The organism is Lysinibacillus fusiformis, from assembly GCF_016925635.1.
GTDB lineage: Bacteria > Bacillota > Bacilli > Bacillales_A > Planococcaceae > Lysinibacillus > Lysinibacillus fusiformis_F.
On sequence record NZ_CP070490.1, the window covers coordinates 2,032,285 to 2,046,042 of the forward strand.

Below are 13,758 nucleotides of genomic sequence, written 5' to 3' on the forward strand. Positions count from 1 at the left end.
CCATATGTAAGTTGTCACATTTTGAAATAGACGATTGGCGAAGGGACCATTACGATAAGGATATCAATTGAGAAAGATTATCATTATTGATAGGAGCGGAAAAAATGGTCAAGGTTAAACAAAGAAGTTGGATAGGATTAATTATACTATTGTTGTTTTTGATTGTTTTAGGTGGTTGTGGGAATGCAGCAGAGAGCGAATCAACAAAACAGTCTGTGTCAAATAACCAGGCAACTGCAGATACAAAAATCATTAAAACTGTTGATGGAGATGTAGAAATACCTGCCAATCCACAACGAATTGTTACGCAAGGATATTTAGCAAACTTTTTAGTTTTCGATGTTAAACCAGTCGGTGCACCCTATTGGGAAATAGAAAGTCCTTATACTATGGAATTAAGTGAGGGAATTACAGACATTGGTCAAATTGATGGAGGCTCGGTTGAAAAAATTTTGTCACTTAAACCCGATTTAATCGTAACGGTTGGAGGGGATGAAAAATTAAATGAACAATACCGTAAGATTGCCCCAACACTAGTCATTCCGTATGGTACATATCATGAAGTTCATGAGGAAATGAGAGCTTTTGGTGAGATATTAGGAAAAGAGAAGGAAGCAGAGGAATGGCTACAAAAATTTGATGAAAAAGTAGTGAAAGCAAAAGATTCTATAAAAGGATTAATTAAAGAAGGAACTACTTTCTCTCTTATGGGTCCGTTTGGAAAAGAGTTTTATGTCTATGGTGATGGTGTGAATCGTGGTGGACAAGCAATTTATCAGCAGCTAGGTTTAACACCACCAGAAATAGTACGTAAGGATTTAATTGAGCCAAACATTAATGCACTTAGTATTTCACAGGAAAAGATTGCAGATTATGCAGGTGATTATATCTTTTTAGACATCTCAGGAGAAGCGGAATTTGATGAGAAAGACCCTGTATGGTCAACGATTGATGCTGTTAAAAATAATAGAGTATTCAACTTAAACCCAGAACGTTTCTGGCCTTATGATCCAATTGCTGTAGAATCACAGGTTGAGGAAATCGCTAGCATACTCAAGAATCGTTTAGAGAAAGAGAAGTAAATAGTATAAAAATGCCCAAGTGGAATGATTACCACTTGGGCTTTCTGCTAGGAATCTAAAAAACGGGGAAGGCGACTAAGCATACAAGGTAGGACGCTCACATGGTCCTCCTCATCAAACTTCACATAATTAGTATGAATGTTTTGGTTGCTTAAACGCTTCATTTGTTCCGCCGCTTGATCAGCTCCTTCGAGCATATCTGGCAGCTCGTTAGCACCGATTGTGAGTAGGAGATTAATAGTATGCTGACTTATCCAAGCTTCAGCAAATCGATCTATTTCTTTTAGTACGGCATTGTTAGCCCACCAAACAGAGGGACTTCCGACTACTACATGACTAAATAAATGGGGTCTTGCACATAAAGCATATAGTGTGAAAAGACCGCCTAAGGAATGACCAACAATCGCTTGTTTCTTTTTATTAATAGGCCATTCCTTTGCGACAGCGGGCATGAGCTCATCTTCAATAAAGTCTAGAAACTCATTGGCTTTGCCGTTTGGAGGCCAAGGCGTTCCATCTGGACGTGGTGGCAGATGTTCTTCACTAACAGGTAGTGTAAAATCGTGACAGCGTCGCTCCATATCAAAAGGTTCCTTTGAGGGATAGCCGATGCCAATAACAAGAATGGGATCATAGCCTTTTGGTTTACGTGTTTGTAATTTCACTGCCTCTGCAAGCGTTGGAAAAAGGGCATCCCCATCTAAGGCGTAAATAACAGTATAACCATCTGCTGGTGGTTCATCTGTTGGGGCTGCAATTAAAATGCGATAGTCTAGCTGTTGACGAGACGTCATGGCATATTCAAAGTAGTTTTCGGATGTATATGGTTTCTTAGTCATTATTGTCATGGCGCTAGAAACTCCAATACATCCTCTATCACTTTACCTTGTGCATGAATACCACCATTTAGCCAATAATCCTCGGATGTTTCAAATACTTGATTGTTTTTGAATGCCGACGTACTTTGCCAAATTTGACTGTTCTTCAACTCATTTAAAAATTCATCCCCAAGGTTACCATCATTAATTAAGAAAATATAATCTGCATCTAGTTCAGGTAGAATCTCTAATGATACCTCGAAGGCACCATTTTTCACGTAGCTGCTTTGTTCAAATCCTAATTCATGTGTTAAGACATACCCACTGAAATACTCATCCGTCATAAAAAACATACCCTTTGCATTAAAGCGAATTAACGCAACCTTTTTACCTTCTGTTATGGAAGTCAGCTTTGTTTTTGCTGCATCCAACTTTTCTTGATAACCCTGTAAAGCTTGCTCAGCTTTGTCTGTTTCATCAAGTAGTTGCCCTAAAACTTTAATAGAGCCTTGTAAATCACTTGCCGCATTATTGAAAACATAGGTTGGTGCGATTTTTGCGTATTTTTCATATGTGCCATTTTCCACATAAAATGAATTGTGCAAAATAATTAAGTCTGGTTTCTCTGCCATAATTGCTTCGGCTGATGGGGGACCACTTGCAAAGCTAATTTCAGGTACACCCTGTAGCTGATCTTGTAAATAGAGCTGTGGTTTAACACCGTTGGACCATTGCATAGTAGGCTTGATACCAAGAGCTAATAACGAATCCTCCATGACAGGTGCAAAAATTTTAGTAGGCTTAGCTGGTAGTGTTACCTCATTACCTACCTCATCTTTTAGTGTTAACGGATAAACACTTTGCTCCTTTGTACTTTCGGAGGTTGCCTGCGTTTCTACCTGTTCCTCTTTATTGCTTGATTGGGTATTGCAGGCCGTTAGTATGCCAATAGTTAGCAAAAACATCGCTAATAAATAGGCAGATTTTATAATTGTATGACATTGATTACGACAATTTTGTTTCATTGTTCATCAAAGTCTCCTTCCATTGATAATCATTCTCAAATAGAATTATAAATCACCGTCAGATACGTTACCATGGACGGGGACAGGAAAAGGATTTGGATTTTTTCCGGTTAGCATAAGCAACATTTCATCTAGCATTCGGTTTATAGCAATAGCTGAGTATTCAAACCAAGGATTCGAAGGTAAAACATAGACATGTCCATTTTTTACGGCATGGAGCTCTTTCCATCGATCAAGGTATTGTAAAGTAAGCCAATAATTTCGAGTTGGCGAATCTGGACAAATGATAAATAGCAAACGGTCAGGGTTTAAATTGACTAGCTGATCAAGTGTAATAAGCTCGTTATATGTTTGTTGTTGCGCATTGACAGGACGAAGCTGCAAATCTGTAAACAGTACATCCTGAATCCCTTTATTACAATATAAAAATAATTGATCACCGCATAAACGAAGAACGGCAAAAGTATCGTTTCCAGTAACTTGATTAATTTCTAACCTTGCCTGTAATACCTTTTGTTCATATGTTTGAATGAAATGCTCACCCACGCTTTGCTTTTTGACAGCTACAGCTATTTCTCTCAGTTGTGTTCGCCAATCCTTTGCTTGTATATAGACATTTTTGATGCCGATTGTTTGAAGCCAATCAAGCATGGAGAGGGAGGGTTCCTCTTGAAAAATATGAATGTCTGGCTTAGCAGAGGCTAATTTTTTGAAGTTGTCCTCTGATTCTGCATCAAATATATTAACATGCACTGGAATTTTCTCTTGGTAATGATTGTAATAATAAGGACTCCATTTAGCATTCAGCGGAGCTGCTACTGGTATGATACCAAGCGCTAATAAGTTTCCAGTAGCGGATACCGAAAAAGTAGAAATTCGCTGGCGAGCCATTTTACTATAAGCAGAAGGTGAAATCCCAACTTCCTTTTTAAATTTTCGACTAAAATAAAATTCGTCACTGTAACCAACTTTTCTAGCAATCTCACGAAGTAATAAATCGGTTTCACGCAGTAATTGCTTGGCATGTCCAATGCGTAGCGCCGTTAAATAATCTGTGGCACTTTGACCGAATGCCTTTTTAAAGGCCTCTCCAAAGTAGCTGGAACTCAGACCAGAAATGAGTGCTAGATGCTCAATTGTGAGAGGTTGATGATGGTTTTTAGCAATATAATCTCGAATATCCTTTAATGATATTTGAGTAGTCATATCTGTCATACTTTCCGTTTTCATATCTTAATGTCACCCCTTATTATAAGTGTGAGAATTACTTTGCAGTAACCAATAGATTTGGTAATGCACCGAGTAACTTCTCTCTTGTAAAGGCATCACCATAATTCCACTTTGTTGCATCCACTAAATAAGCATGGTTATTTTGTACAGCAGGGAGTCCTTTCCAAATAGCGCTATTAATCAATTCCATCGTAGCCATTTGCGATTCTGGTTTATTAGATAACAACATAAAGATGCGGTCTCCAGCATACTGAGGTAAGTGATCTATTGGTATTTCTCTATACCCCTCGCCTGCTTGAAGTAGTTTTTTGACTTGTGGGTGAGGCTGAAATCCATCTGGATGAAAAAGGGCAGGGGACAGACCTGTACAGCCCATAATATAAAGGCGTTTGCCATGATCAAAAGTCAAAACTGATGCCTTTTCACCAGGCTCTACAACTGTTTTTAGCTGCTGCCACATAGTTTTTTCTTGGATTTTAAAATGTTCTAGCCAATCTGCTGCACGCTGTTGTTGGTTAAGCCACTGCCCTAATAAAAGAACACGCTCTTCTAATGAATCCCAGGAATTGAGGGTAATCGTTGGTGCAATAGATGATAGCGCTTGATATTGCTGCTCGTCACTATTGGTAAAGATAATTAAATCAGGATTCAGCTTCGAAGATTTTTCAAGATTGATTGGAAAGGCAACATCTTGAATATAAGGAACATGGTTTTTATAGAAGGATTTACTAATAGAATTTTTGTCCCCACCTATTGGCTGCACATCAAAAATCAACATATCTCCAAACGTTTCTCCATGATAAATAATACGATGAGGTGAGCAAGGGATGGCTACCTCATGTCCAGTCCAATCTTTTACAACTGTTTTTTGTTTATATTGTCGTGCAAACTGTTTTGGAGGAATCCCAATTACCTGTCGGAAGCGGCGATTAAAGTAATATTCATCATCAAATCCGACTTGCTGCGCAATATCTTTTAATGGCTCATTTGTTTGTAGTAATAATTCCTTGGCATTTGTAAGACGTAGATCTGTAATATAATCTAGCGGTTTCTTCCCGGTTAAGGTTTGGAAGATCGTACTATATTGCCATTGAGCTATATGGGCGAGCTCCGCTAGCTTTTTCACTGTTAAAGGCTGTTGAAAATAGTTATGTATATAGTCGATAGTTTCTTCAACCGCCTTTGTCATTGTCAACTGGTAGTTCATATGAAGCTGATGTTCAAATAATAAATTTAATAGTTCATACAAGACTCCTTGTTGTTTAAGAAAATCCAATTTAGGATTTAAATTATACAGATCTTCGGTAAGACGAATTATTCGTGTATAAGGATAAATTGTATATTCCACTTCATCAGAGAAAATAGATCCTAGATGTAGAGAAGGGTGCTTATGTTTTAGCTGAAAGGCTGAAAAGGCAATTTTATAGAAACGGTAACCATGATTTATATCCGATAAATCAATCATAGAATGGGGCTGTACAAGAAAAATTTTTCCTTTCGTCACCAAATAGGGTATATCATCAATCGTTAACGTCCCACAGCCATCTGTAAAAAGTATCATCGTATGATGAGAAGTCGAGATAAACGGATAGCTCTGCGAAATACAGTCAATATCTTCTAAATGAAATAGTAAATCATTGTTAATAGAAGCTGATTTGTTGTCTTCCATCTGTTCACTTCCTTAGTAAATGAAAATGATTATCAATTAACTGTATTGTATAAAAAGTAAAGAGACATTTCAACAAAGATGAAATGTCTCTTGTTAGTTATTTTTTTAAAATAGTAGGTAATTGTGATAACAGCCATTCTCTTGTTGAGGCATCGCTATCACTTTTTTCAATATCAAATGTGTAGACATGACCGTTCTTCACTGCCGGTAGGTTCTTCCAAATTGGACTTTCCATCATTTCTTTTGTCGATTGTTTTGCTTCATCATCGACTGGTGTTAGGATGAAAATTCGATCACCAGCATATTCAGGAAGAAGTTCTGTGGAGATTTCAGCAAAGCCTGTTCCATCATCAAGTATTTTTTGTATTTTGTCACCAGGTTTAAGAACATTTGAATCGTATAAAACTTGAGAAAGTCCAGCACGTGCCATGACAAATAATCGATCTCCTGGATAATATGTTAAAACCGATGCCGTTTCATCTGGTTTAATGATGTCATCAGCTACAAGCGACTCCCACATTTTATCCGCTTTTTCTGTATAAGCATCCATCCATTGAGTTGCTTCTTCTTTTTTATTAAGTATATCGCCCAGCTCTGTTAAACGTTGGCTTAATGGCGCGAAAGTATCAAACACGATAGTTGGAGCGATCTTAGAAAGCTGTGAATATGTCTTATCATCTGAAGTACCAATAATGATAAGATCAGGCTTTAATGACAATGTTTTCTCAACATTAATAGGAAAACCAACGTCCTCCACATCTTTTACACGATCTTCCCAAGCATAATTTGTAATCCAAGAGAAGCCAGCACCAACTGTTTTGATATTTAATGCAAGTAAATCACCGTATCCTTCTCCATGATAAACCACTCTCTCAGGATTTACTGGAATTTCAACCTCATGACCTAAATAATCCTTATAAACACGAGTTGTTGATTCTGACGTTGTTGCCTCTTCTTTCTTCGTCTCTTCTTTCTTTGTCTCTTCATTGGTTGAACCACAAGCAGCCAGCATGATTCCAACCAGTAATAATAGGCTACAAATGAGCATATGTCGATTTAATTTTTTCATGTCTCTTCCTCCGTAAATGATAATCATTATCGATATAGGCTAGCATAAATTAGACTGTCGCCTAGGACAATGGACAAACTGAAAAGGGGTCATTAAGGTTTATCCAAAAATCTAACTGTCTCTTTAAAATAAAATCCGTTTTACCGTATCAGCATCCTTCCATTGGTGGAGAATGGATCTTTCATTGGATTAAGATTCGTGTAATGAAAGGGGTTTAAAGATGAAGAATTTTTGGATGTTTGTCATAACAGGTATGCTATTAATCGTTACAACTACGGGTTTTGGTCGTATGGCATATGGAATTATTTTGCCATTTATGCAGGAGGGATTGAGTTTTACAACCTTTCAATCTGGTTACTTAGGAACAATGTTGTTTTTAGGCTATTTACTAACAGTAGGGCTTTCCGGAGTACTTACAACACATATTGGTGCAAAAAATGTTCTGTTAGTAGGGGGAGCCTGTGTCATTTTAGGGTTAATGGGACTGGTGTTTGTCACAAATTTCTCGTGGGCTGCCATCACACTGTTCCTTACAGGGGCAGGGAGTGCACTTGTCTATACACCATTACTATCGATAGCCATTAACCTGTATCCTAAAAAACGAGGTACAGTCATGGGGTTGTTAATGAGTGGAGCCGGGATAGGGATGCTATTATCAGGTTTACTTGTACCCTTTATGCTGCAACGATTTCCTACGCTGGGATGGCGTGGAGCTTGGTTAGTTTTTGCGATTTTGACACTGATCGTCGTGTTACTAGCATCCTGGGCGATAAAGCAACCAAATTTTGTCGAAAAGGATACCGTACAGGAAAAAACAACAACATGGCGCAGTAAGCAGCTGTATATCATTGCAGGTATTTATTTTGCCGTTGGTTTAGTCTATCTTATTCCTAATCTATACCAAACAAGTTATATGAAAAGTCTTGGACTATCCAATGGGCTAGCAGGCTCCATTTATGCCATTGCTGGAATTGTGTCGATTGGAGGCGCTCCATTCTGGGGAATGTTAGCAGATAGAATGGGTGTTAAAAAAGCATTAACAACGGCATTACTACTATCGGTTGTCGGCGATTTATTGCCAATGATGTTTGAAAACATTGGAGGGTTTATACTATCCTCTATTATTTGGGGTTCTTCACTTGGTGGTGTTCTTGTCCTGATACAGATGAAAGCCAGTCAGCAAGTATCGCCCCAATATGTTGCATCGGCTATCGGGTTTATTTCAATTTTCTATGCAGTAGGTCAAATGATGGGGCCGGGATTAGCAGGCTGGTTAATTGAGCATGCTGGAGGATTTTCAGTTGCTTATGGCTTTGGAGCGACAGTTTTCTTTTTATGTATCTTGTTAGCATTTTCGTTGAATACAGAAGAAAGCTAATTTTCATAGCGGAAAGGATGTCTCTTTGCTATACTTTAGTTGATTATTGATAATTATTCTCAATAAAGTGCTGAAGGATGGTGAACGCTATGAGTGTGGATTTTCATCAAAATTTTGCTCAATTTTTTCATGCGCTTGAAATACTAGAACCGCAGGAAAAATCAACACAATATATGTCATTCCAATCAACTTTGAAGGAAGGGGCAATACATCGTTTTATACCTCGTACAGATTTAGAGGTAGTTGTATCGGATTATTCCTTTCATCAGGAACATCGAATGAATGTCTCCACAGCAAAGCCAATGGTGGAAATTAGCTATTGCTTGCAAGGGACGCGAGGTGTACATATTTCCAATTGTGAGTTTGAAGTAACAGCTGGGACATGTACAATGCAATTGATGGAGCAAGTAGAGGCAAACTTTATATTTAATAAAGATGAGTCTTATCAGATGGTTGGCATTGGTATCCCTGTAACAACTTTTAATCATTACATGGAAAAAATTAATGGGAATGATGGTACCTCTACCAAGTTTTCAACGGTTCTTGGTGGATCTCCTTTTCGTTTCTTTCAGGAGAATATTAATCCACTAGATATGCTTATGGTAAAACAATTGTTAGAAGCGCTAGCAGCTAATCGATTGACTAATTTGGAGCTAGAAAGTACGGCTTTACAGCTTTTAACAAGAACATGCCAAACCTTTTTTCCTCATTCAACAAACCCAATGGAATTCTCACGGGATGATAGAGCAAAACTAGTTCAAGCACGCATCATTATGGCAGAAAATATGCTGAATCCTCCATCGATAATGGAGCTTTCTCGTTTAGTTGGATTAAATGATTATAAATTGAAAAAGGGTTTTAAAGAAATGTATGGCACAACAGTATTTAGTTATTTGCGTGAAAAACGTTTGGAGAAGGCATGTTATTTATTACAAAGCGGGACAATGAATATTATGGAAGTAGCGAATGCTGTTGGGTATTCTAATTCGAGTCATTTTGCAGAGGTTTTTAAGGAGAAATATGGGCTGAATCCGCGAGACTTTGTCAGATACAGATCACAATAAAACCCTTCAGCTTTTGGACAAAGCTGAAGGGACATAGTGTTGAAAAACAAAACAATCCATAGAATTTTTGTGAAAAGTGAAAATGAATTTCCGTTGCAGGCTACTTGCTTTCCTGTGAGCGAGCGCTGAATCGCATCCTCCGCTCTGTTTAGAGTTTTGCCTGTCTCGCTATCCTACGGGAGTCAAGTAGCCTTCCACTTCAACCCACTAACTTTTTAGCAAAGGCGTTCACTACTCATTTTTTGAGGGGTGTCGTAACTCATCACTTCTCACATTGAAAATAAGAGCCTACCCTTTCTCTAATCATACACATAATGGGCTATTTGTTTGCTACGTTTAGTATGAAAGATAAGGAAAAGACACTTTTGCAGAAGGGTTGATTGGAGTGGAGCCAGCGTCACTCCTAGGGGATTGAGCGTCACAGAGGAGACCCTGGAGCGAACGTAAGTGAGTGAAGCGGCTCCTCGGACGCCCCCTGGAAAGGGCGCTGGCGGAACGGAAATCAACCCCTCACCTTGCAAAGTTTTTTTTTCTGCCGTTGACATCATCTTTTTTCAACAACATGACCCTTCAGCTTTTAGACAAAGCTGAAGGGACTTTTTTTACTTCACTATGCTATCCAATACATTTTGAATAATTTGGCGATTGGCAATAGCACCTGAATATAACCAACTCGAACTTGATTCGAATTCATAAACATGACCATTTTTAATGGCTGGTATATTAGCTAGAAGAGGATCGCTTAGCAATTCAGAGCTACCTGCACTATCACTGTTAATAACAAAAAGATAGTCAGCATCTATTTGAACGAATTTTTCTAAAGAAACCTGTGACCAATCACCAGCAGCAGATGCTGACACCTCTTTCACAAGGCTTGGAGTTTGTAACCCAAGATCCTCATAAAGCACAACACCACTAGAAGCTGTGTCACTTACCATGTAGATTGAATTTTTGATATTCCAGATCACAGTGGCTGAAAGATTTTCGACTTTGTTGTGAATTTCTTCTTTTGCCTCTTTAGCGAATTGATCATAATCTGCTAGGACTTCCTTTGCCTTATCTGTTTGACCAAAAATTTCGCCCATTTTTAATAGTTTATTGCGCCAATTATTATCCTCTGCTCCCATTACATAAGTAGGGGCAATTTTGCTATACTGCTCATATTTTTCACCTTCAGCAATTTCAGGAGAACCGATTACAATTAAATCTGGATTAAAGCTTGTAACAGCTTCATAGGGAAGGTCAAATTCAATTGTTGGAATATCTTTTAATGAATCCTGAAGATAGTCTTGGATAGATGTCCCACTCTTTACGGACCACTGTGCAACGGGCTTTAAACCTAATGCTACAAGGTGATCTTCTAGATAGGGAGCTATGATACGTTGGGGATTTTTAGGAATGGTCACTTCATGGGCTATTGAATCTGTTAAGAATCGATTGGAGCTTTCTTCCTTTGTTTTCTCTGTTGTGGAAGAAGATTGAGTTCCACATGCAGCCAAAAGGATGGAAATAATTAAAATGCCAGTTAAAAAGGCATTCTTTTTTATAAATTTTTTCAAAGCTATAAGCCTCCTATTTCAATTGATTTCTACCATTCTATTTCATTATAATGAAAATGATAATCAATATCAATTTGATGTTTAGGAGATAGAACTAAAATGTACAAAGACAATCAGTTACTGTCCCATCTTTTTTATCAACCTATACAAATAGTGAAATTAAATGAAATGTTAAGTGGCATAGGAACACAATCCACCCACCCATTTATGGTCATCGTATATGAGGGATATTTAGAGTTTACGCTTCAAGGTAGGCACGTTCAGCTTAGTCCAAATTCTGTTATGCTTTTAGATGATACTGACGATTTTCATCTACTTGAAACATGTGAAAGTAAAGGAATCGTCATTCAATATTGTGTATATGGCTGCAAAACGGATCGTTTATTACAAGATGCTATCTTAATTGAGCAATGCTCCTATCGGCTTATGAATTTAGCTAAAGAAGTAGAAAAAGAAGCGAACGCTGAGGGCAATAATCCGTTTCGTTTACAAAAATTATTCGGTGAATTGCTAGAAGTGCTGTACAGCCATTTACGTGATAATAAACAACAACAAGAAGGACTATGGATTGATAAAGTACTTCATTATATTAATCTATATTTCCGTGAAGAATTAACAAGAGAGCAGATGGCTGAAAAAGCACAAGTAAGTCCAGAGCATTTTTCTCGTACGTTCCATAAGCATACAGGCTATACGTATAGTGAATATTTAACGTTGCTAAGAATACGAGAATCACAGAAAAGGCTATTGTTTACAATGCCTAAATTAGATGAGCTTGCTCAGGAAGTTGGCTACAATGAGGGGACTTATTTAAGTAGGAAATTTAAAGAATTAGTGGGTTTATCACCAACAGCCTATTATCAGAAATCAAAGCGTGTCCTTGCACTCAATACCAATCATACAGCATGCTTACTAGCTCTTGGTATTACGCCAGTGTTGGGTGTATACTCCCCATTTCTAGAGAGTATCGAGCCTGTCTCTACTTCGCAAAAACTTAAAGGCTATGAGTATGGTATCTATGAGTATGGTATTGCTTCAAATTATCAGGAGATCACCGCAGCATGTCCAGATGTCATTATTAACTACAGTGGTGGTAATGAAAAACAATCATTACTGTCAGTAGCTCCTATATTCGAGCTACCATGTAGACAATTAAGCTGGCGAGAGCAATTTGGGTTGATTGCCAATATCGTTGATAGACAAGAAGTATGTAAGAGCTGGCTCCAGCAATATGATGAACAGATAGCTCAATGTAACGCTATTCTTGACCAACAAATTGGGGCAAGGGGTACTGCTATTGTTTGGGAAATAGGGAGTCATCAAGCGTATTGTTTAAATAGTAGTCATGGGAGAGGGAGTCATATACTGTACGAAGATTTGGGCTTTAGTCGACCAGATGCGATTGTCACACGAAATATTGAACAAACAGGTTACTTAACAGTAGATATTGAAGATATTGCTCACTATCCAGCTGATTATATATTCGTCACCGCTCTTCCTACAAAAGATTTTGGAAAAGAGCGTCTCTTAACGGTATTACATTCAGAAAAATGGCAGTCACTTACAGCAGTGCAAAAGAAACAGGTGTATTTTATGAATCAGTATGAAATATTTTATGGCTATGATCCATTATCTACAGCTACTCAATTGCAAAAATTAATGGAAGTATTAACATCATAAATATACAGGGGAACAAATCACTTTCATGCATAGACAGTTATTTAACATTCTTCTACAATTATTGAGAATGATTATCAACTGAAATGTATGGAGGGAAAAAATTGCTTAAACAAAATAGAAAATTCATAGTACCATTGTTTCTTCTATTACTGCTTCTGTTAACGGCTTGTGGTGAAAAGGAAAAGACCGTTAGTCCGACTGCAGAACAAGATACAAAAGAAGCAGAGACAAAAACGGTTCAGACGACAAATGGTGAGGTTGTTATTCCGACTAATCCAGAGCGTCTTGTAGCAGAGGAGTATATTGCTAGTTTACTCGTATTAGATGTGAAACCTGTGGGAGCTCCTGGGTTAGCTCTTGAAAACTATTATTTAAAGGATGCATTAAAGGATGTAGAAGAAATAGGCGATTATGGGAAACCATCCATTGAGAAGATTATAGCGCTCAAACCGGACTTGATAATTACTGGCAATGGGGAAAATTATGATGCTTTAAGTAAAATTGCTCCTACAGTTGTCATTCCTTATGGTGAATTGAAGGATGCACACGAAGAACTTACCTATTTTGGTGAGTTACTTGGCAAAGAGCAAGAAGCTAAGGATTGGCTGGCGCAATATGATCAAAAGATTGCCGATGCCAAAGCACAGGTAGATGCGATTATTCCAGAGGATGCAAGCTTCTCTATTATAGAGGATGCAGGCAAAACTTATTATGCATATGGTGATAATTTTGGACGTGGTGGACAACCAGTCTATCAGGCACTTGGTCGCAAACCACCTGCTAAAGTAGCAGATGAAATTATGGAAAAGCAGTGGGCTGAAATTTCCGAAGAGGTGCTGGCAGATTATGCAGGAGACTACATTATTTTGACTTCAGACGATCGTACAGTTGAAGATTTTAAGAAAGATCCAATATGGGGTAGCCTGCCTGCAGTAAAAAATGATCATCTTTATATTTGGCCTGAGGAGCGTTCATGGTATTATGACCCAACAGCCGTGTTGGCTCAGGTAGAGGAATTAACAAACTGGCTAACGAATAAAAAATAAGCTAAATAATTTGGGAAAAGAGGAAGCATCTTTAGTAATGAAGGTGCTTCTTTTTTGTTATTTCAATTAAAGATATTAATGAGAATGTTTATCATTTATAATGTTCACAAGGGACCCATTCTATGATTTGACTAGAAA

Annotated in this window: 11 protein-coding genes; 5 read left to right on the plus strand and 6 right to left on the minus strand. The window is 37.9% G+C overall.

Annotated features, from left to right (window positions below; all coding sequences use genetic code 11):
- The first annotated feature begins 104 nt into the window (after window positions 1-104).
- Entirely contained in the window at window positions 105-1,082 is a 978-nt protein-coding gene (locus tag JTI58_RS10025; protein ID WP_205446467.1) for an ABC transporter substrate-binding protein, read from the plus strand.
- A 47-nt stretch (window positions 1,083-1,129) separates the two neighbouring features.
- Here JTI58_RS10025 and JTI58_RS10030 read toward each other — a convergent pair whose 3' ends face one another.
- The 5 genes from JTI58_RS10030 to JTI58_RS10050 all read right to left on the minus strand — a co-directional run bounded on the left by JTI58_RS10030 (window position 1,130) and on the right by JTI58_RS10050 (window position 6,893).
- Window positions 1,130-1,930, minus strand: coding sequence for an alpha/beta hydrolase (locus tag JTI58_RS10030; protein ID WP_205446468.1), 801 nt, complete (start codon window positions 1,928-1,930; stop codon window positions 1,130-1,132).
- Window positions 1,927-2,925, minus strand: a complete 999-nt coding sequence (locus JTI58_RS10035) for an ABC transporter substrate-binding protein (RefSeq protein WP_205446469.1) — start codon at window positions 2,923-2,925, stop codon at window positions 1,927-1,929. Before JTI58_RS10035 ends, JTI58_RS10030 begins: the two co-directional genes overlap by 4 nt.
- A 45-nt stretch (window positions 2,926-2,970) precedes the next feature.
- Window positions 2,971-4,155 (minus strand): helix-turn-helix domain-containing protein, encoded by a 1,185-nt coding sequence (locus JTI58_RS10040; RefSeq protein WP_205446470.1) that lies wholly within the window; start codon window positions 4,153-4,155, stop codon window positions 2,971-2,973.
- Window positions 4,156-4,189: 34 nt separating this feature from the next.
- On the minus strand, window positions 4,190-5,824 hold the full coding sequence (locus JTI58_RS10045; RefSeq protein WP_205446471.1) for a helix-turn-helix domain-containing protein: 1,635 nt from the start codon (window positions 5,822-5,824) through the stop codon (window positions 4,190-4,192).
- 97 nt (window positions 5,825-5,921) lie between these two features.
- A complete protein-coding gene (locus JTI58_RS10050; protein ID WP_205446472.1) occupies window positions 5,922-6,893 on the minus strand; it encodes an ABC transporter substrate-binding protein in 972 nt (323 codons plus the stop codon).
- A gap of 220 nt (window positions 6,894-7,113) precedes the next feature.
- Between JTI58_RS10050 and JTI58_RS10055 the strand changes: the two genes are divergently transcribed.
- Together JTI58_RS10055 and JTI58_RS10060 are read left to right on the plus strand one after the other, a co-directional pair.
- Window positions 7,114-8,271, plus strand: a complete 1,158-nt coding sequence (locus JTI58_RS10055; protein ID WP_205446473.1) for an MFS transporter — start codon at window positions 7,114-7,116, stop codon at window positions 8,269-8,271.
- 89 nt (window positions 8,272-8,360) lie between these two features.
- On the plus strand, window positions 8,361-9,335 hold the full coding sequence (locus tag JTI58_RS10060; protein ID WP_205446474.1) for a helix-turn-helix transcriptional regulator: 975 nt from the start codon (window positions 8,361-8,363) through the stop codon (window positions 9,333-9,335).
- Between the two features lie 602 nt (window positions 9,336-9,937).
- Here JTI58_RS10060 and JTI58_RS10065 read toward each other — a convergent pair.
- Window positions 9,938-10,894, minus strand: coding sequence for an ABC transporter substrate-binding protein (locus tag JTI58_RS10065; RefSeq protein WP_205446475.1), 957 nt, complete (start codon window positions 10,892-10,894; stop codon window positions 9,938-9,940).
- Between the two features lie 99 nt (window positions 10,895-10,993).
- Here JTI58_RS10065 and JTI58_RS10070 point away from each other — a divergent pair, with 99 nt between their 5' ends.
- Together JTI58_RS10070 and JTI58_RS10075 are read left to right on the plus strand one after the other, a co-directional pair.
- Window positions 10,994-12,574 carry an AraC family transcriptional regulator gene (locus tag JTI58_RS10070; RefSeq protein WP_205446476.1) on the plus strand — a complete coding sequence of 527 codons (1,581 nt, stop codon included), beginning with the start codon at window positions 10,994-10,996 and terminating at the stop codon, window positions 12,572-12,574.
- A 101-nt stretch (window positions 12,575-12,675) separates the two neighbouring features.
- A complete protein-coding gene (locus JTI58_RS10075) occupies window positions 12,676-13,620 on the plus strand; it encodes an ABC transporter substrate-binding protein (RefSeq protein WP_205446477.1) in 945 nt (314 codons plus the stop codon).
- Window positions 13,621-13,758 lie beyond the last annotated feature (138 nt).